This window comes from Rhizobium sp. WSM4643, assembly GCF_025152745.1.
GTDB classification, from domain to species: domain Bacteria; phylum Pseudomonadota; class Alphaproteobacteria; order Rhizobiales; family Rhizobiaceae; genus Rhizobium; species Rhizobium leguminosarum_I.
The window spans coordinates 720,212-739,020 of the sequence record NZ_CP104040.1; the positions used below are offsets into that span (position 1 = coordinate 720,212).

Here is an 18,809-nt window from a genome sequence, read left to right on the forward strand (position 1 = left end):
CCAGGAAAAGTGCGCAGCGGTTTTCCGTCCGGAATTGCGTGAAAAGGAAAGCCAATCTCAGGAAAGGCGGTTTTCGGACGACGTCCTATTCTAGGGCTCGATCCGCTCCGGGGGATCGGTGAACGGATTGAGCAGCCGCGTACCGCGGCCCTCGAAATCTTTGATGTTACGCGTGACAAGCACGAGGCGGTGAACGCGCGCAGTCGCTGCAAGCGCCAAGTCCCAGCGGTCCTTGTTCTTGGCTCCGAGCAGGCGCGTCCATTCTTCCACAACTGGGGCGTCCACCGGCAAAATCCGATCTGCAAACGCTTTCTCCAGGTTGGCAATTCCTCGAATGATAGCAGCGGCGCGTTCCGGGTCGCGCCGTTTGAGCATTTCAGCACCTCGGCGCTTCTCGAATAGCGTCGCTACGCTGAGGCGCAGTTCCGCGTCATCGACGCCGGCGATCCACTTGCGGACGTTGGCGTTCCCTCGCGGGCTGAACTCACGCAAGACATTCTCGTCCAGCAAGTAGCCGGTCACGGAATTATTCGCGGGCCTGCAACATCGGCTGCTCCGTCGACTTCATCGAAGGCCCCAAGTTCGGCGAGGTCGGCGAGCGATCGCTTGAGACTGCGGGATGGATAGGGTCGCCCCCGCTTCGGATATGCTTTCGCGTATTCGATGGCGGCCTCGACCTGCTCGCGGCTGAGAGAAGGAAAATCCTCGACGATCTCCGCGACTGTCTGTCCGCGGGCAAGTGCTGCCACCATATGGACCGGAACGCGCGTGGCCTTTATCAGCGGTTCTCCACGCTCTACGTCTACCCACTCTCGCAAAGCTTCCAGGCGCTGAAGCCGAGTTTCGAGATCTGCGTCTATCTTCCCCAGGTCGAGCTCGATTTCCCCGAGACTGACACGATGAGCGTCGAAAGAGAGTTGACGGATCGCATCGTATAGTCTGCGACGGCCGGCAGGAGTTAGGTCTTTATCGAGGCCGTCGGCGACGAGCAAAAAACGCATTTCTGCGGGGCCCAAAAGCCGCTGAACAGCGCTACCGACCTTGCGCTGGCGCGCGCGAATAACACCTGTATCGACAGCCTTGTTGAGAGCGGTCGCGGACCGGTTCAGGACGTAACCGGCCTCAGTCAAAGTGAGAGCGTGGGTAGCAGGCATAAGCATTTCCTTGCTAATTGATCTCCAACATAGGGATGATTTAAGCGCGTGGCAAGGTGAGATTGAACGACAGCTTCATTGCCGTCCTCAATTCCGCGCCGATTGGCGCAGAAGTGCGAAACCCGCTTCTCAGCTTCGGTTTATTCAGGTTCTAGAACACCGATGTCGGCGGGGCATGAAGCCGCCGCTGTCCCGATCAAAATGGTCGTCCTGGTCACCGATTGCGGCCTCAGAACCTAAATCGGTTCAGAGAACGCCTTCCCAGGCCGCCAGTGCGGCAACGACGCCCGGCAGGTCATTCATGCGGGAGATTGCCGTTTCGGCGCCGGCATCCGTCAATTTGTCGGCATGGGCGGGATAGCTGTGCGAGGCGCCGGTAAAGCCGATGACGCGCATGCCGGCGGCACGCGCCGCATGCACGCCGTGGACGGAATCCTCGACCACGACAACTTTGTCGGGCGAAACGCCCATCTGGCTTGCGCCGTGCAGGAAGATGTCGGGCTTCGGCTTGACGCGGTCGGGCCCAAGATCCTTGGCGGAAAAGATGTTCGGCGCAAACAGCGGCTTCAGCCCTACCTTGCTCAGCATCATGTCGAGTCGCTTGGTGCTCGAATTCGAGCAGATGCAGCGCTTGATCGGCAGCCTGGAGACGGCGAATTCGACACCTGGAATGGCCTGGACGTCCTGCGCCAATCTGAGGTCGAGCATATGCTCCGACTTGTCGAGCAGGGAGGCCGAAAACGGGATGCTTGCCTCGCGCTCGATCTGCAGCAGGATGTTGCGCCATGTCATGCCGGCGAAGCGCTCGCCCATTTCCTCGGCACCGATCGGATACCCGGCCTCGGTCAGAAGCGCGGATTCGACTTCCGCCGCGATGATTTCCGAATCGACGAGAACGCCGTCGCAGTCGAAGATGATGAGGTCGAAGCCGTCCATATGTTCACGCCTTGCTGGAAGTCTGGGCCTTGTCCGGGAATGCTGCGGCTTTACACGATGCCCGGCCAAAGCTCAACCTGATCTCAAGCATGGCTGCGATGCGGCAAGCGAGCGGCTGCGGCGTCGCTGCCGGAGTAGCCGTCAGGCGGCCAGCTTCCCACCCCGGCGTCCGGCTGCAGATTGCGTGGAGGCTGTCGCCCGAAGCTTGAACCGGGAAACGAGTTCGCGCAGCGTGGCAGCTTCCTGGGCAAGCTGGCCGGATGCCGCGGTGGATTGCTCCACCATCGCCGCGTTCTGCTGGGTCACCTGGTCCATGGAATTGACGGCGGTATTGACTTCGGCAAGGCCGGTCGACTGCTCCCTGGCCGATACGGCGATTGCATCCATGTGCTGGTTGATGCGGGCAATCTGTTCACTGATCGCCTTCAGAACCTGGCTGGTGTCGAGAACCAGTCTGACGCCGCTTTCGACTTCCACCGAGGATTTCTGGATGTGGCCTTTGATTTCCTTTGCCGCCTGGGCCGATCGCTGGGCGAGCTCGCGAACTTCCTGGGCCACCACCGCAAAGCCCTTGCCGGCGTCTCCGGCGCGTGCAGCTTCGACGCCGGCGTTCAGCGCCAGCAGATTGGTCTGGAAGGCGATCTCGTCGATCACGCCGATAATGCTGGAGATCTGCTGGGACGAAGCCTCGATGCGGCGCATGGCCTCTTCGGCATGCGACACGACCTCCGAAGACTTGACGGCATTGCGGTTTGCATCGGTCGCTTCGGTGCGTGCCTCGTCGGTGCGCTTGCTCGAGTTCGAGACATTGGCGGTGATCTGGTCGAGTGCCGCGGCCGTTTCTTCGAGAGCGGCCGCTTGCTGTTCTGTTCGTTTCGACAGATCGCCGGCCCCGGACGCGATTTCCCTGGTGCCTTCGTCGATCGCGGCAATAGCGGTCGCGATCGCGCCGAGCGTCTGATCGAGCTGCCGGATCGACATGTTGAAGTCATGCCGGAGGTTTTCAAAGTCGGGAGCGAAGGGCTCGTCGATCTGGAAGGCGAGATCGCCGGATGCAAGCCGCTTCAGGCCTGCAGCGAGGCCTGATGTCGCCGCCCGCAGCCGAACGGCGGCATCTTCGTCAGCCTGCTTCCGGGCGGTGATCCGCTCGGCTTCGCCCTGCAATCGAGCTGCCTCAGCGTCCTGCTCGAGTTGCTTGTTGGCAATCGCCGCCTGGCGGAAGACTTCGACGGCCGATGCCATCGTTCCGATTTCATCGGTGCGGCCGATCCCGCTGCAGGCAATGGCTGTGTCACCGCCGGCGAGCTTTTGCATATCGTTGGAAAGCGAAAGGATCGGCTTGGTGACCGTCTTGCGGGTCAGGAAATAGAGGCCAAAGGCGAAGAGCGCGGCCAAGCCCAGAAGTGCTTTCAGAACGATATCGACCGAAGCTTTTATCTCGGAGCTGTGCTTGGAAATATCATCCGACGCCGCCGTGATCTGGTCTCCGGCCTGTTCCATGGCCGTTTCCAGCGTCGAGAACTGCGCCATGAAATCCGGCAATGCCTTCAACGCCGCGGTGGGATCCTTGCCGGCGAGATCGACGATCTCAGTGGCGCTTGCAATATAGGCAAGCAGGGGACGTTCGACGCCGGCAAGGATCGTTTTGGTCTTGTCGTCGGTGGCAAGCGCCTTGTTGGCGTCGATCATCTCGCGGAACGACGCCTCGTGCTCCACCAGATCTGCCTTCACCGCGTCGGCGGCGATGCCTGCTGCCGGGTTGGATGCCAGCATCGACGCGAGCACGTCGGCGCGCAGCGCATCATGCATCATGTCGGCCTGCATGTGGTTGCGCAGAATTTGCGCTGACTGGCTGACATCGGCGCTGTTTGCGGTAAGAATGGAAGCCGACCAGATGCCGACGCCCGTGGCGCCGCCCGCCAACCCGAAAATCGCGATGCTCGCAATGATGATCTTATGCTGGATCGACGCCATGACAGGACTCTCTCGTTAATTTAGAACGTGAGAGTAGCCGAACATGCTTAATTATTTCTCTGCACCATGTCGCTTAGCGTTGCGAAAACAACAGGTTGCAGCGGGTGTTTCACTTTCGATGAAAAGTTGAGCTGCTTTGAGCGTAGAGCGGGTAACCGGTGCGAGCTCATCGAGCGCCGGGAGATGCAATAAGGTTAGGGCTCTTCCTCGTTTGCGAGGGCGAGCCCCATCCGACTATTGTTCCGGCAGGATGATCTTCTTATTGGTGGTGCTCTTGACCGGCTTCTCGCCGGGGACGTGCGACATCGTGCGCGTCGTGCTATCCAGCGTGCTGCCGTCGGTGCTGGTCTTTGTGCGAGACTTGCTGAACGTCCCTTTGTCCACAGCCTGGGCTTTGGTCTGGGCCTTCAGCTGGTCGCCATTGTCGTTGACGTGGGTCTTGCTTTGCGCCTTTCCATCGATGGTGGCTGCACTTCCCCCCGATCCAATCGAAGAGGTGGTGCCGTCGTCGGTCCGGCAAGTGCCGGCCGTTCCGAGCGAGCTTGCGGATGTGCCGCCTGCCGAGGCGCTTCCGGCCGATCCGACCGTTCCGGCCGCGATGCAATCCTCGGCGAGGACGGCCGGGGCCGACGCCAGCAGCGCGATCGAGGCGGCCGCGATAAGGTCGATAGGTTTCATTGCTATCTCCTACTTCTTGGGTTTCGTAACCGAGCAGGTTCCGTCGGACCGTTTGGTGATGACGGTGCCGTCAGGCCGGGCAATGCTCGCCGTCGAAAAGCTGTCGACGCTTCCCGATCCGGCCGAGGAGCCGGCGGAGGAGGATGACGAAGAGGTACCGGTCGATCCGCCGCCGGTCGTGGTGGATGAGGAAACATGACCGTTGCCGGCCGTTACGGTGGACGACATGTCTCCTTGCGACGACTGAGACTGGACGATGGTGCACGTCGTTCCGTCGTCGAGCTTGATTTCCTCGGACATTGCCTGTCCGGCGATCAGGGCGAGTGAAGCGCCGATTGCGATTGTGGAAAAGTTGGTCATTGGTCTATCTCCAAGGGATTGGCCGACGCCATCAAGGCGCCGGCCGACATCGTCAGCAGTCTTTGGTGCCGGCGGCGTCCTTCTTGACCTGTCCGGGTGCACAGCCCTTCTTGCCCTTATTGTCGTGAGAGCTTCCCGCAGCGCTGCCGCCGGTGCCGACTGTGCTGCCGGTCTTGTCTCCGTCCGCTGACGAAGCGCCGGTTCCGACGCTCGAGGCCGAGTTCGCGTCGCCCGAGCCCGCCGCGGAGCCGCCGGTGCCGACGGAGCTGCTCGATGTACCGCCGCCGGCCGATGAGCCGCCGGTGCCGAGCGTCGAGGACGAGCCGGAATTACAGTTGGTAGCGCCGGCAGGGCAGGTGCCCCCGGCAGAGCTGCCACCAGTACCGATCGTGCTGCTCGCAGTTCCGCCGCCGGCCGACGAACCGCCGGTGCCGACGGTGCTTGACGATTGGGCGAAGCCGGAAACAGCCGTGCCGGCCAGAAGGGCGGCCGCCAAGGCCAGATGTGTTGCCTTCATCATGGTGTATTCCTCCGTTATTTCTTACGTGCCGTCGCATCCGGAATGGATGGATAGCTGTCTGACAAACTTGGCTCTCACCCCACTGTTCCTCTCTTGGGCCCTCAGTCGGATGGGCCTCAGACCTTGGTCCGAACCTCGCCGCCATGGTTCACGATCGAGCGTGATGGGAGCGCGTTCTCGCCCGCCCGGCTGTTCGGAACACCGGCGTTTCCTGGCTGGCGCGACACCGTCCTCATTGCGGGCTCACCGGCTCGGGCGTAGCATGCAGAGCATAGGAGAGGGGAAATGAGGCTTTCAGCTCTTGTTCGGTCGGCGGCAGCCGCAGCGCTGCTGTTTGCCTTCACATCCGCCGACGTCACCGCCAAGGGCGGCAAGCACCACCACAAGCGAACCTGCGCCCAGATGCAGGCGATGATGGATCATGGTCTGACCGGCGGAAAACATGTTGGGGATGGGCCCGAAAAGAGAGCCAAGCTCGAAAAGAAGATGAGGAAGAAGGGCTGCTAAGCGCTGGGTAAACTGCGAGAGCTGGCGACGGGTGCGCAGCTGCGCGAAATCAAGGAGGATGAAAGCATCCTCGGTGAAGCCGAGAGCAATCACGCGGCGCTGGCCCTCACGCCGGCGGCACGGCGGGCGCATGTGCGGCAGGAAGATGAAAAGAGGGCAGCTGCGTGAGGGCTCGGGAAGGTTAAGCGGCGCGCTTGAAACCGTCGTGAGACGGCAAGATCCCGCGCATTTTCATCGGAACAAATCGAAGGAATCCCGGTTCGCCCACCATCCCTGGTGAAGCAAAAAGGAGATTCCAATGCTTCTGAGACTGCTCGCAGTAACAGCGCTTTCACTTGGCCTGACAACGGCCGCCATCGCACAATCCGGCGGCGGCAGCGGCGGTTCCGGATCCGGCTCCGGCAGCAGCAGCGGTGCGTCCGGCTCCGGTAGCGGCAGCGGGTCGGATTCCGGTTCCGGCGGCACGGGATCCGGCAATTCGGGCGCGAATTCGACAGATGGAGGAGGCGCAGGAGGAATGAACGGCGTCAACAACTCCGGCGGCGATCCGGACGATTGCCAGCGCCAGCAGGCAGGCCAGCCCGGCAATTCGGCACCCTCCGGCACGACGACAAACAAGCCGGATTCCGCCACCGCCTGCCAATAGAAGACGCATCCGATTATGACTGGATCCCTGGCAGCGCCTCCACGGCAAGCTGCCTGAGCTGACGCCATGCTCCGGTTGTGCCTATTTGTGAAAAGCTATGACTGGCGAGCTGTCATCCGCAGAATGCTGCTCATCTGCGGTCGGCACGCTCCACCAGACCTCATCCTGAGGTGCGCAGCCCGCAGGGCGAAGCCTCGAAGGACACGCCGAGACGCTTCTCCTTGCCTCTATCAACGCCGGTGCACCCGCCTCGCCCTTCGAGGCCCTGCGGGCACCTCAGGGTGAGGCTCTCTTGGGTGCTGGCGTTCTGGCGCATTGGCGCAATGGGAGCCGGGTGGGTGGTGAAGAGCTAGAGCCGGGATCGCGCGCCAACATTTTTTAGATCCGTCCCGACCTATGAATCGACCGGAAAAAGCATCAGAAATTGCCGGTCGCCTTCCGGTGAAAACAGGATGGAGCGGCTTTCCGCCGTGCGCCGCGCCCAGCCTTTGTCGAGGAAGCTCGAGAGTAGGGCCTTGCCGAGGCTGCCGGCCAGGTGCGCGCGTCTTTCGCTCCAGTCGAGGCAGGAGCGGCAGAGCGGGCGGCGCGAGGATCTGAGGTCGCTGACATCGATGCCGATGCATTTGAGGTCGCTTTCACCTTTTTCCGTCAGCGCCAGGCCATCGCCGACCGCGTCGATCGATCCGGAAGCGATCAGGCTGTCGAGCATGCGCACGCCGTAATCGCCGGCAAGATGATCGTAGCAGATGCGCGCCTTGCGCAGCGCCGGCTCCTTCGGTCCCGGCTGGTGACGCAGATGGCCGCGTCCGGCGGCAAAGCCCATCATGCTTTCGATCAGCCGGGCGACGGCCTCATCGGCCAGCGTGAAATAACGGTGGCGGCCCTGCTTGCGCTGGGCGAGCAAGCCGCCGGCTTCGAGTTTTGCAAGATGCGTGCTGGCCGTCTGCACGGTGATGCCGCCGACGCCGGCAAGCTCGGTCGCCGTCAGCGCCCGGCCACCTGTCAGCGCCGCCAGCATGTTGGCGCGCGCCGGATCGCCGATCAGCGCGCCGATCTGCGCAATGTCAGGACCTTCCTTCATAGTTCGATCGTAACCGAAGCATCGCCGTCAGGCAATGTGCGAAAACGGATGAAGAGCCAAAGGAGAAACCGATGATCACCTGCTTCATCCGTTACGAGATCGACCCCTTCAAGAAGGAGGCGTTTGCCGACTATGCCCGCAACTGGGGCCAGGCGATTCCGAAGAATGGCGCCGACCTGATCGGTTACTACGGCCCGCACGAGGGATCGGCGACGACGGCTTACGGCGTCTACAATATCGAAAGCCTCGCCGCTTACGAAGCCTATCGTGCCCGGCTGGCTGCCGACCCGCTCGGACGCGAGAATTACGAATTTGCCAGACGCGAAGGCTTCATCTTGAAGGAGGATCGCATCTTTCTCAAAAATGTCTCCGCTCCTCACGCCAAGCTGGTGCTGTCATGATCGCCGTCATCTTCGAAGTCGTGCCCTATATGGGCGAACGCCACAAATATCTCGATCTCGCCGGCGAGTTGCGCGGCGAACTCGAAAAGATCGACGGCTTCATCTCGATCGAGCGTTTCGAGAGCCTGACGACACGCGGCAAGCTGCTGTCGCTCTCGTTTTTCCGCGACGAGGAGGCGGTGAAGGAATGGCGCAATCTCGAAGCTCACCGGGCAGCCCAGCAGGCCGGCCGCGGCGGCATCTTCGCCGACTATCGCCTGCGCATCGCCAGTGTGGTGCGCGATTACGGCATGTTCGAACGCGACGAAGCGCCGGCCGATAGCCGCAAAGTTCATGATGCCGCCTGATCGCCGGCGGCCGGCCGGCATCGGGCAACGTTTGCCACTTACTCATCGGGCACCCGAATAAATTCCCGAAATCGGCCACCGCTTCAGGCTTTGGTAACTAAGTTGCGTAACCATAACGGACAGTTAAGCGTAGAGCGTATGAGTGAGTATTTAAATGGCATCAGTTTTTCCGCTTGCCGACCTCAAGGCTTCCGTCAAGTCGGATTCCCGGCCGGGATCCCGGACGGATTCCTGGGTTGACACGATCATCAAGGGCGACTGCGTCAGCGCCCTTGAAGCTCTGCCCAGCCACTCCGTCGATATCATATTTGCCGATCCGCCGTATAATCTGCAACTCGGCGGAACGCTGCATCGTCCCGATCAATCGCTGGTCGATGCCGTCGACGACGAATGGGATCAGTTCGCCTCCTTCGAGGCCTATGACGCCTTCACCCGCGCCTGGCTGCTGGCTTGCCGCCGCGTGCTGAAGCCCACCGGGTCGATCTGGGTGATCGGCTCCTACCACAATATCTTCCGCGTCGGCGCCACGCTGCAGGATCTGAATTTCTGGATCCTCAACGACATCATCTGGCGCAAGACCAACCCGATGCCGAATTTCAAGGGCCGCCGTTTCCAGAACGCCCATGAGACGATGATCTGGGCAAGCCCCAGCGCCAAGGCCAAGGGCTATACCTTCAATTACGATGCGCTGAAGGCCGCCAATGACGACGTACAGATGCGTTCCGACTGGCTCTTCCCGATCTGCAGCGGCGGCGAGCGGCTGAAGGGCGAGGACGGCAAGAAGGCGCATCCGACGCAGAAGCCGGAAGCGCTGCTTGCCCGCGTCATCATGGCCTCGACCAAGCCCGGCGATATCGTGCTCGATCCCTTTTTCGGCTCGGGAACGACGGGCGCCGTCGCCAAGCGTCTCGGCCGCCACTTCGTCGGCATCGAGCGCGAGCAGGATTATATCGATGCGGCCTCGGCCCGCATCGCTGCCGTCGAGCCGCTCGGCAAAGCGGAACTGACCGTCATGACCGGCAAGAAGGCCGAAGTCCGCGTCGCCTTCAACGTGCTTGTTGAAAGCGGCCTGATCAAGCCCGGCCAAGTGCTGACCGACGCCAGGCGCCGCTATAGCGCGATTGTCCGCGCCGACGGCACGGTAGCATCCGGCGGCGAGGCCGGGTCCATTCACCGTCTCGGCGCCAAGGTGCAGGGTCTCGATGCATGCAACGGATGGACCTTCTGGCATTTCGAAGACGGGCAGTCCCTGCGCCCGATCGACGATCTCAGGTCCGTCATCCGCAGTGATCTGGCAAAGGCGGAGTGAGCAGCGCCTCTACGGATCGAAACCACCTTCTTCCGATTTCCCTCCAGTTGCGGAAGAAGACCAAGGCGCCCGGGGTCAAACCCGGGCGTCCTCTTTTTTGTTTTGTGCAATTCGGACGCAAAACCGCTCTACACTTTGCTGAAATTGCTCCAGTCAGAACTCCTGGTAGTCGGTGACCTCGACCCGTGTGACGCGGCCTTCTGTGTTGAAGGTGATCGTCTCCTCACCCTCGCGGATTAGCGGCTTGCCTGATTTACTGTGGGTGGCGCGTACTGACCAGACCGACCGGCCGGAGAGCGGCGTCAACGTTTCCACCAGCGAATTTTCCGCCGTCTGATCGGGATAGTCGTCGAAATAACGCCGGAAGGCGGCCATGATTTCGGCGCGGCCGGTGAGATCGCCGACGCCGTTCGAGACATAGGTCGCATCCTCGGCGAAATAGGCCTCGATGGCCGGAAAATCGAGGGCATTGATGGCGGCGTGAAAACGTTCGATCTCTTCTGCGGGGTCGAATGCCATGGGTCTCAGACCTTCAATCCGTAAGCTGTGAGATCGCTGCGCAGCTTCTCAGGCCCCGAAAACAACACCGCATTCCAGCCGAAAGCCCTGGCGCCTTCGACATTGAGCGGCGCATCGTCGATGAAGATCGTCGCTGCCGGATCGAGGCCGAAACTTTTCGTATGGGTCTCGTAGATGGCGATATCGGGCTTGATCAGGCCGACATCGCCGGAAACCGTGACGCCGCGCGGTTTGGTCAGGAACGGGAAGCGTTGCTGCGCCTCGCGGAACGTGTCGGAGGCGAAGTTTGTCAGCATCGTCACGTCGCGCCCTTCGGCAATCAGCCCTTCCATGATCGCGACGCTGTCGTCATAGGCGTGCGGCACCATCTCGTGCCAATATTTGCGGAAGGCGCGGATATGCTCCTCACGCGCCGGATGCTGTTTAATCAGCAGCGCTTCGGCCTCCGCCCAGGTGCGGCCGCGGTCCTGCTCGATGTTCCAGTCATGGGTGCAGATATTGGCGAAGAACCAGTTGCGCTCGCTCTCATCGGGAATGAGGCGGCTGAAGGGAAGATGCGGATCGTAATGAATAAGGACTTTGCCGATATCGAAAACGATATGTCTTATGTCGGTGGTCATGGTCATCCCTTGGATGTTTTGAACGCGAGAGGAATAGCCGCTGCGATCGCTTTTTTCATGATGGTCGGCAGCGCCTGGGCTTCAAGATTTGTAACCGGCTCCCACCATCCGTCATTCGGGCCGTCATCCACGGCGACCTTGGTTGCAATCGCCGCGCGCCAGATCGAGAGCCTGAGCTCGAAATGGGTGAAGACATGGATGACGGTGCCGGAGGCCTGCCATGCCGCTTCGAAGGGCGCGGCGGCAGCCGAGGTCTCGCCGTCGATGCGCGCCGTCCACGCCGTCGTCGGCACCTCGGTCATGCCGCCGAGCAGGCCGCTGTCGATGCGCCGCCTGAGCAGGATTTCGCCATCAGCGGTCACCGCGATGAAGGCCGCGCCGTATCTGACCGGCTTCTCCTTCTTCGCCGTCTTGACCGGAAAAAGCTCGGGATCGGAAAGTTTCAGCGCCGCGCACGCACCCCGGAACGGACAGAGCGAACAGGCCGGCCGTTTCGGCGTGCAGATCGTCGCGCCGAGATCCATCATCGCCTGGGCGAAATCGCCGGGCCGTGTCTCAGGCGTCAGCAGCGCCACCTTCTCTCTCATCGCGGGTTTGGCGGCCGGTAGCGGCGTGGCGATCGCATAGAGCCTGGAAATCACCCGCTCGACATTGCCGTCCATGACAGCCGCCTGCCGGTTAAAGGCGATTGCCGCGACGGCGGCGGCCGTATAGTCGCCAATTCCGGGCAGCGATTTGAGGCCCTCTTCGGTATCGGGAAAGATACCGCCATGCTCGTTCGCCACCGCTTCGGCGCATTTCTTCAGGTTGCGGGCTCGCGCATAATAGCCGAGCCCCGCCCAGGCGGCCATGACAGCATCGTTTTCGGCTGCAGCAAGATCGGTCACCTCGGGCCAGCGCTGCAGAAACCGTTCGAAATAGGGTTTGACCGCCTGCACCGTCGTCTGCTGCAGCATCACCTCGGACAGCCAGACGCGATAGGGGTCAGGCTTGACGCCGCGGGTCGCCATACCGGGCGAAACGCGCCAGGGCAGCTCGCGGTGGTGGCGATCGTACCAGTCGAGCAGGGGCTTTGCTGAGGGCGTGTCGAGTGTGGTGATCGTCATGATTTGCCGCAATGGGGGGAAGTGCCTATACTTGGCGAAGCAATGCCGCGCGATCAAGTCGCCTGTGCGAATTGGCATGCGAATTGGCGGGGTCGCCGAAGGGTTTCGATGAGTTATCCACGCAAAGGTGCAAAACAGATCTCCGAGCTGGCGAATGGGCTGATCGATCCCGTGCTTGCCCGGCGCGCCGGCATCAACACGGCGCTGCTCGGCTCGTGGAGCGAAATCGCCGGCGAGGATTTCGCCGATTGCACCCGGCCGGAAAAGATCGCCTGGGCCCGCGGCGGCAATGAGACCGGCGGTTTCCGCCCCGGCGTGCTGACGATTGCCTGCGAGGGCGCGCGTGCGCTCTTCCTCACCCATGCCCAGGGCGAACTCATCCAGCGCATCAACAGCTTCTTCGGCTTTGCCGCCGTTCACCAGATCCGCATCGTCCAGAAGCCGGTCTCACAAGCCATCCGCCGCTCCCGCACCCCGCCGCCGCTAAAGGGCGAAGCCGCCCGCAAGCTCGAAGGCATGATGGAGGGGATAGAGAACGACAAGCTGCGCCAAGCGATCCAGCGCTTAGGGACCGCGGTGATGGGCAAGCGGGGGAATCAACGCTGATGAGCAAGACGCCCAAGTTTACCGGCAACGCGCTTAGTTTTTTGATCCTGCTTCGACAAGCTCACGGGTTACAGCGAATTCCGTCCTGCCCGAGATCGAGCTATAAGGCTCGCACTGTGTGATTGCATCGGCGATCAACGGGGCTGCCGTTTTTTCCCATTCGGAAGGCGGCGTGCGGAAGTTGATCGATAAAAAGTCCGCAGATCCGTCCTTGATTACCGCAACAACCATGAAGTCATAAGCGCTCGGCGCGTCCGCAGGCAGCTTTAGACATTTAAGCATCTGATTGAAAACAACATTGCCGCCCTCTTCAGAGGCAAGCACGCTCGTGACGTTCATGGCCGATACGACAGAGGCAATAAGCAAGCCGTAGAGAAAAGTCTTAGTCAAAGAATGCATTCAAAATTCCCCCCTGAATAGTCGTCTGCTATACCTGTAGAGCAGACGGGAGAAAAGTCATGCTGGTCTTGGAGTTGCCCCCTGATATCGAAGCGCGGCTGATTGAGCTTTCGAGGCGTACCGGCCGCAGCAGGAGCTTCTATGCGGGGCAAGCCATCATCGGGCATCTCGACGACCTCGAAGATATCTATCTTGCCGAAAAACGCCTGGAAGAGTTTCGTCGCGAAGAGAGCGATACCGTGCCGCTGGCCGAGCTGTTGGCGCGTCATGGCTTGGATAACTGAGTTTCATCGAGCAGCCGGTACGAGGTAGGCAACCCTTGCGATCTCTGCCGGTGAAATCGGGCAAAAGCTCCAATCTCGCAATTTTTGATCTATGGTCTTCCCGCGGTCACAATTCTTTGAAGGAAGTTGGCGAACCGTGCCTTGTGAGCGGCCGCCAGCCGTTATATCGCACAGTCATGCCGTCAATCTCATATTTATGGGGAATCCATGCAGATGTCCGAAATGCAACTGACGAAACGCCGCCTTCTCAGCGGTATCGCCATCGCCGCAGCTGCCGTAGCGCTTGTCGCCTGCAACGACAGCAAGGACGCTGCCGATGCTTCGTCCTCCGGCAAGACCATGGCTGACGGCACCAATGTCGACACCGTGCAGACGGCCGCCACATCGGCGACCGACATGCCGCAGTCCGATGGCGATGTCGACATGGCGGAAGTGCTGAAGCCCGGCGCGCTGCCGGAAATGGCGCTGGGGAAGGCCGACGCCCCGGTCAAGATCGTCGAATATATGTCGATGACCTGCCCGCATTGCGCCCATTTCCACAACACCACCTTCGATGCGATCAAGCAGAAATACGTCGATGCCGGCAAGGTGCAGTTCATCATCCGCGAGTTCCCCTTCGACCCGCGCGCTGCCGCAGCCTTCATGCTGGCCCGCTGCAGCGCCTCCAATCCGGAGCAGTTGAGCACGCCGGAACAGTATTTCCCGATGGTTTCGATGCTCTTCAAGCAGCAGCAGGTCTGGGCCGCCGCCGATGATGGCCGCGGCGCACTGCTGCAGATGTCGAAGCTTGCCGGATTTACTGAGGATAGCTTCACGAAATGCTTGACGAACCAGAAGCTTCTGGATGAAGTGAACGCCACGCGGGAAAGAGGTTCCAAGGATTTCGGCGTCAACGCCACACCGACTTTCATTATCAATGGCAAGCGCTACTCTGGAGACATGCCGGTTGACACCATGTCGAAGCTCATCGACAGCCTGCTCTGAACCGGATCGTTTCGATAGAACGGGCGACGGCGAAAGCCGTGCGCCCGTTTTTCGTTTTCAGCGCAGTTTGCTGGCGTGGCCCCCTCATCCGCCTGCCGGCACCTTCTCCCCGCTGGGGCGAAGGGGATTTGCCGCAGCGTCTCGATTCCCTCTTCTCCCCAGCGGGGAGAAGGTGCCGGTAGGGCGGATGAGGGGGCTTCCCGCCGTGGATATTTCCGCATGAAGTTCAACAAGCTGCGCCTGGTCGGCTTCAAATCCTTCGTCGAGCCGACGGAATTCATCATCGAGCGGGGACTGACCGGCGTTGTCGGGCCGAACGGCTGCGGCAAGTCGAACCTCGTCGAGGCGCTTCGCTGGGTGATGGGCGAGAATTCCTACAAGAACATGCGCGCCTCCGGCATGGACGACGTGATCTTTTCGGGTTCCGGCAACCGCCCGGCGCGCAACACCGCGGAAGTGGCGCTCTATCTCGACAATGGCGAACGCACCGCGCCTGCCGCCTTCAACGATAGCGACGAGATCCAGGTCACCCGCCGCATCGAGCGTGAACAGGGCTCGCTCTATCGCATCAACGGCAAGGAAAGCCGCGCCAAGGACGTGCAGCTGCTGTTTGCCGACGCCTCGACAGGAGCGCGGTCACCGTCGATGGTCGGGCAGGGGCGCATCGGCGAGCTGATCCAGGCAAAGCCGCAGGCCCGCCGCCAGCTGCTCGAAGAGGCGGCCGGCATTTCAGGCCTGCATTCCCGCCGCCACGAGGCCGAATTACGTCTGCGCGCCGCCGAAGGCAATCTCGAGCGTCTCGACGACGTCACCTCGCAGCTCGAAAGTCAGATCGAGAGCCTGAAGCGCCAGGCTCGTCAGGCAAACCGCTTCAAGACGCTCTCTGCCGATATCCGCGCCCGCGAGGCGATGCTGCTGCATATCCGTTGGGTGCAGGCCAAGGAAGCCGAAGCCGAGGCCGACAGCGCGCTGAACCAGGCGACCTCCGTCGTCGCCGAAAAGGCGCAGATGCAGATGGAGGCGGCGAAGAACCAGGCTGTCGCCAGCCTGAAGCTGCCGGAACTGCGCGAGGGCGAGGCGCGTGCCGCTGCCGCCCTGCAGCGCCTGCAGATCGCCAGAAGCCAGCTGGAGGAGGATGCCGGCCGCATCCTGCGCCGCCGCGACGAGCTGACCCGCCGTCTCGCCCAGCTTGCCGAGGATATAAGCCGCGAGCAGCGGCTGGTGGCCGACAATGCCGTCATCCTGGCGAGGCTCGATGCCGAAGAGGCTGAGATTTCGGAAATCCTCGCCAATTCCGGCCGTTATGCCGAGGAAACCCGCGAGACCTTCGAGGGCGCGGCGGCAAAACTTTCCGATAGCGAGCGCATCTTCACCCAGCTGACGGCCGAGCGCGCCGAGGCGGCTGCCGGCCGCAACCAGCTGGAACGCGCCATCCGCGATCTCACCGACCGCCGGATGCGCCTCGAACGGCAGATGGACGAGGCAAACCACGAACTCTCAGCCATCGGCGAGAAGATATCAGGCCTGCCCGATCCCGACGAAAAACGCGCCATCGTCGAGGCCGGCGAGATCGCCGTTGCCGACGCGGAAGCCGCGGTCCAGTTGGTCGAACAGGCGCTGGCCGCAGCCCGCCAGACCGAGGCGCTGTCGCGCGCGCCGGTCGATCAGGCCCGCTCCAGCCTGAATGCGCTCGAAACCGAGGCCCGCACGATTTCCCGCATGCTCGCCGCCGGTGCGGCGGCCGGCAAATTTCCGCCGGTTGCCGATGAGCTGAAGGTCGATCGCGGTTTTGAGACCGCGCTCGGTGCTGCCCTCGGCGACGATCTGGAATCGCCGCTCGCTGCCGAGGCGCCGGCCCATTGGTCGGACAATGGTGATGGTGCTGCCGATCCCGCCCTTCCATCCGGTGTTGCGCCGCTGCTTGCCCATATAAGTGCGCCGGCGGCACTCACCCGCCGCCTGCGCCAGATCGGCCTGGTGGCGGAAGGCGATGCCGGTTCGCTGATGGCGGCGCTGAAGCCCGGCCAGCGGCTGGTGACCAAAGAGGGGGCGGTCTATCGCTGGGACGGCCATGTCACCGGCGCCGATGCCCCGAGTGCAGCGGCCCTGCGCCTTGCCCAGAAGAACCGCCTGGCCGAACTCGAAAGCGAAGCCGCCCTTGCCCGCGACGTGCTTGCCGAAGCCGAAGAGCGGCAGGCAGCCGCCGCCGAGGCGATCCGCGCGGAGGAGCGCCGGCTTGCCGAGGCGCGTGACATGAGCCGTCTGTCGGCACGTCATTTGGCCGACGCGCGCGACGCGCTTGTTGCCGCCGAGCGTGCCTCCGGCGATCTCATTCGCCGCCGCGATGTCGTCAGCGAGGCCGCCAGCCAGTTGCGCGCGCAGCTGGAGGAGATCGCCGTCCAGGAAGAAAATGCCCGCATCGAGCTGGAGGACGCGCCCGATCTGACTGCGATCGACGAGCGGCTGCGGTTCCAGCAGGCGGAAGTGGCGACCGATCGCGGCGCGCTGGCCGAAAGCCGCGCCCGCCATGAAAGCCTGGCGAGGGAAAACGAAGCTCGCCAACGCCGCATCATGGCGATCGGCCAGGAGCGCGAGACCTGGCGCCAGCGGGCGGCAAGTGCTGAAGACCATGTCGCGACGCTGCGCGAGCGCGAGGAAGAGGCGCGGGACGAGGCAGCCGAGCTCGAATTGGCGCCGGATGAATTCGACGACAAACGCCGCGCTTTGCTCAGCGAATTGCAGAAGGCCGAGGAGGCGCGCCGAAAGGCCAGCGATCTTCTGGCCGAGGCCGAACGCATCCAGCGCGAGGCCGACCAAAAGGCGACGACCGCACTCTCGGAACTTGCCGAATGCCGTGAACGCCGCGGCCGCGCCGAGGAGCGCCTGGTTTCCGCCCGCGAGAAGCGGCAGGAAAGCGAAGGCCGCATCCGCGAGGTCCTGAACGTCGCCCCGCATGAGGCGCTGCAGCTGACCGGGCGCCCGACCATGCAGGCGCTTCCCGATCCGCGCGAAGTCGAGCGCGAGCTGGAACGCCTGAGGATCGAGCGCGAGCGGCTGGGTGCCGTCAACCTGCGCGCCGACGAGGAGCAGAAGGAGCTGAGCGAGAAGCTCGAAGCGCTGATCAAGGAGCGCGACGACGTCATCGACGCGATCCGCAAGCTGCGCGGCGCCATCCAGAGCCTCAATCGCGAGGGCCGCGAGCGGCTGATCGCCGCCTTCGATATCGTCAACGCCCAGTTCCAGCGGCTGTTCACCCATCTTTTCGGCGGCGGCACTGCCGAGTTGCAGCTGATCGAATCCGACGATCCGCTGGAAGCCGGCCTCGAAATCCTCGCCCGCCCGCCCGGCAAGAAGCCGCAGACCATGACGCTGCTCTCCGGCGGCGAGCAGGCGCTGACGGCAATGGCGCTGATCTTCGCCGTCTTCCTCACCAATCCGGCCCCGATCTGCGTGCTCGACGAAGTGGATGCGCCGCTCGACGACCACAATGTCGAGCGCTACTGCAACCTGATGGACGAAATGGCGGCCTCCACCGAAACCCGCTTCGTCATCATCACCCACAATCCGATCACCATGGCCCGCATGAACCGCCTCTTCGGCGTCACCATGGCCGAACAGGGCGTCTCCCAGCTGGTCTCCGTCGACCTGCAAATGGCCGAGCGCTTGCGCGAGATTGCCTGAGGTTTTCGACGACGCGTTTCTGCGTCGGGGAAGGGCTGATTGTCATTGGACGTCCCGGCCCGTGAGGTTGCCGACACCAGCCCCTCATCCGCCTGCCGGCACCTTCTCCCCGTAAACGGGGCGAAGGGGACGTGCCGCACCCTCTCCGTTCCCTCCGACCATTCGCAGGGCACGTCCCCTCTCCCCGTTTTTACGGGGAGAGGGTTAGGGTGAGGGGCAGCCGCTTGCGCCAACCGGACAGCAGTGGGCCTGATCCGAGCATCCGTGGAGCCGCCCGCGCAGACGCAATTTCAGCAAAGCTATGGCGCGGTTTTGCGCCCGGAAATTGCGCAAAATCCACTGACAAGCAATAAACACCAAAAAAGGTCGGCTTCCTCGCCCCTCGTAGTCCATTTGGGTGATGCTCTTTTCGCTGACTTGCATTAGAAGTTGTTTCAACGCAACCTAATTACCCTGCTCGAAAACGGGCGATCAACGGTTGTGCATTGTCGAATTTGCGTGCGGTTTTCCGGGCGAGGGCAAGAACCGGAAACCGAGAGCAAATCTTGGGAAGGTAGCGATCTGTTTTCCCAGGAATTGCGTAAGACGAGGTCAGGCGGTTCTGCTTTACGAAAAGCTGAGCCGCTCCTGGGTTGAGGGACCCCCCGTCCGGTTTTCCTGGCCGGACGGAAACAAGGCTTTGCGGGACATTGTTGCA

At 62.3% G+C, this 18,809-nt stretch carries 21 protein-coding genes; 9 read left to right on the forward strand and 12 right to left on the reverse strand.

Features of this window, described 5'->3' with window-relative positions; translation table 11 throughout:
* Positions 1-90: 90 nt before the first annotated feature.
* From N1937_RS03525 to N1937_RS03555, 7 genes are all read right to left on the reverse strand, one after another.
* Entirely contained in the window at positions 91-522 is a 432-nt protein-coding gene (locus N1937_RS03525; protein ID WP_017963156.1) for a type II toxin-antitoxin system VapC family toxin, read from the reverse strand.
* Positions 519-1,154, reverse strand: coding sequence for a DUF433 domain-containing protein (locus N1937_RS03530; RefSeq protein ID WP_162119398.1), 636 nt, complete (start codon positions 1,152-1,154; stop codon positions 519-521). Before N1937_RS03530 ends, N1937_RS03525 begins: the two co-directional genes overlap by 4 nt.
* Positions 1,155-1,400: 246 nt before the next feature.
* Positions 1,401-2,090: an HAD family hydrolase gene (locus tag N1937_RS03535; protein ID WP_260057482.1), complete on the reverse strand. Its 690-nt coding sequence runs from the start codon at positions 2,088-2,090 to the stop codon at positions 1,401-1,403.
* A gap of 141 nt (positions 2,091-2,231) precedes the next feature.
* On the reverse strand, positions 2,232-4,064 hold the full coding sequence (locus tag N1937_RS03540; RefSeq protein WP_260057483.1) for a HAMP domain-containing methyl-accepting chemotaxis protein: 1,833 nt from the start codon (positions 4,062-4,064) through the stop codon (positions 2,232-2,234).
* Positions 4,065-4,298: 234 nt separating this feature from the next.
* Positions 4,299-4,742 (reverse strand): hypothetical protein, encoded by a 444-nt coding sequence (locus N1937_RS03545; RefSeq protein WP_260057484.1) that lies wholly within the window; start codon positions 4,740-4,742, stop codon positions 4,299-4,301.
* 9 nt (positions 4,743-4,751) lie between these two features.
* Complete coding sequence (locus N1937_RS03550; RefSeq protein WP_260057485.1) at positions 4,752-5,102, reverse strand: hypothetical protein; 351 nt, start codon at positions 5,100-5,102, stop codon at positions 4,752-4,754.
* A 52-nt stretch (positions 5,103-5,154) separates the two neighbouring features.
* On the reverse strand, positions 5,155-5,622 hold the full coding sequence (locus N1937_RS03555; protein ID WP_260057486.1) for a hypothetical protein: 468 nt from the start codon (positions 5,620-5,622) through the stop codon (positions 5,155-5,157).
* A gap of 285 nt (positions 5,623-5,907) precedes the next feature.
* Between N1937_RS03555 and N1937_RS03560 the strand changes: the two genes are divergently transcribed.
* Complete coding sequence (locus N1937_RS03560) at positions 5,908-6,129, forward strand: hypothetical protein (RefSeq protein WP_162119402.1); 222 nt, start codon at positions 5,908-5,910, stop codon at positions 6,127-6,129.
* Between the two features lie 298 nt (positions 6,130-6,427).
* Positions 6,428-6,775, forward strand: coding sequence for an oxidoreductase (locus N1937_RS03565; RefSeq protein WP_170278582.1), 348 nt, complete (start codon positions 6,428-6,430; stop codon positions 6,773-6,775).
* 394 nt (positions 6,776-7,169) lie between these two features.
* Here the strand turns inward: N1937_RS03565 and N1937_RS03570 are convergent, their stop codons facing one another.
* Entirely contained in the window at positions 7,170-7,856 is a 687-nt protein-coding gene (locus tag N1937_RS03570; protein ID WP_260057487.1) for an ArsR/SmtB family transcription factor, read from the reverse strand.
* Between the two features lie 71 nt (positions 7,857-7,927).
* On the opposite strand from N1937_RS03570, the gene N1937_RS03575 reads away from it, so the two are divergent.
* From N1937_RS03575 to N1937_RS03585, 3 genes are all read left to right on the forward strand, one after another.
* Entirely contained in the window at positions 7,928-8,257 is a 330-nt protein-coding gene (locus tag N1937_RS03575; protein WP_017963167.1) for an NIPSNAP family protein, read from the forward strand.
* Positions 8,254-8,604: an antibiotic biosynthesis monooxygenase family protein gene (locus tag N1937_RS03580; protein ID WP_017963168.1), complete on the forward strand. Its 351-nt coding sequence runs from the start codon at positions 8,254-8,256 to the stop codon at positions 8,602-8,604. The genes N1937_RS03575 and N1937_RS03580 overlap by 4 nt, the downstream gene beginning before the upstream one ends.
* Before the next feature lie 154 nt (positions 8,605-8,758).
* Positions 8,759-9,913 (forward strand): site-specific DNA-methyltransferase, encoded by a 1,155-nt coding sequence (locus N1937_RS03585; RefSeq protein ID WP_017963169.1) that lies wholly within the window; start codon positions 8,759-8,761, stop codon positions 9,911-9,913.
* A 153-nt stretch (positions 9,914-10,066) separates the two neighbouring features.
* Here the strand turns inward: N1937_RS03585 and N1937_RS03590 are convergent, their stop codons facing one another.
* Genes N1937_RS03590 through mutY form a run of 3 tightly spaced genes read right to left on the reverse strand, consistent with a single transcriptional unit; the run spans position 10,067 to position 12,158 of the window.
* Entirely contained in the window at positions 10,067-10,432 is a 366-nt protein-coding gene (locus N1937_RS03590) for a nuclear transport factor 2 family protein (RefSeq protein WP_170278585.1), read from the reverse strand.
* A 5-nt stretch (positions 10,433-10,437) separates the two neighbouring features.
* The gene (locus tag N1937_RS03595) at positions 10,438-11,052 is read right to left on the reverse strand and encodes an HAD family hydrolase (RefSeq protein WP_162119405.1); all 615 of its coding nucleotides are present in this window, start codon (positions 11,050-11,052) and stop codon (positions 10,438-10,440) included.
* Between the two features lie 2 nt (positions 11,053-11,054).
* A complete protein-coding gene (gene mutY, locus N1937_RS03600) occupies positions 11,055-12,158 on the reverse strand; it encodes an A/G-specific adenine glycosylase (RefSeq protein ID WP_162119406.1) in 1,104 nt (367 codons plus the stop codon).
* A gap of 108 nt (positions 12,159-12,266) precedes the next feature.
* On the opposite strand from mutY, the gene N1937_RS03605 reads away from it, so the two are divergent.
* Positions 12,267-12,764 carry a DUF721 domain-containing protein gene (locus N1937_RS03605; RefSeq protein ID WP_018069144.1) on the forward strand — a complete coding sequence of 166 codons (498 nt, stop codon included), beginning with the start codon at positions 12,267-12,269 and terminating at the stop codon, positions 12,762-12,764.
* Positions 12,765-12,797: 33 nt separating this feature from the next.
* Here the strand turns inward: N1937_RS03605 and N1937_RS03610 are convergent, their stop codons facing one another.
* The gene (locus N1937_RS03610; RefSeq protein ID WP_162119407.1) at positions 12,798-13,163 is read right to left on the reverse strand and encodes a hypothetical protein; all 366 of its coding nucleotides are present in this window, start codon (positions 13,161-13,163) and stop codon (positions 12,798-12,800) included.
* A 59-nt stretch (positions 13,164-13,222) separates the two neighbouring features.
* On the opposite strand from N1937_RS03610, the gene relB reads away from it, so the two are divergent.
* The 3 genes from relB (at position 13,223) to N1937_RS03625 (ending at position 18,112) form a co-directional block, all read left to right on the forward strand.
* Entirely contained in the window at positions 13,223-13,447 is a 225-nt protein-coding gene (gene relB, locus N1937_RS03615) for a type II toxin-antitoxin system RelB family antitoxin (RefSeq protein WP_162119408.1), read from the forward strand.
* Positions 13,448-13,654: 207 nt separating this feature from the next.
* On the forward strand, positions 13,655-14,431 hold the full coding sequence (locus N1937_RS03620) for a DsbA family protein (RefSeq protein ID WP_260057488.1): 777 nt from the start codon (positions 13,655-13,657) through the stop codon (positions 14,429-14,431).
* Positions 14,432-14,650: 219 nt separating this feature from the next.
* On the forward strand, positions 14,651-18,112 hold the full coding sequence (locus tag N1937_RS03625) for a chromosome segregation SMC family protein (protein ID WP_260057489.1): 3,462 nt from the start codon (positions 14,651-14,653) through the stop codon (positions 18,110-18,112).
* The last annotated feature ends 697 nt before the right edge of the window (positions 18,113-18,809 follow it).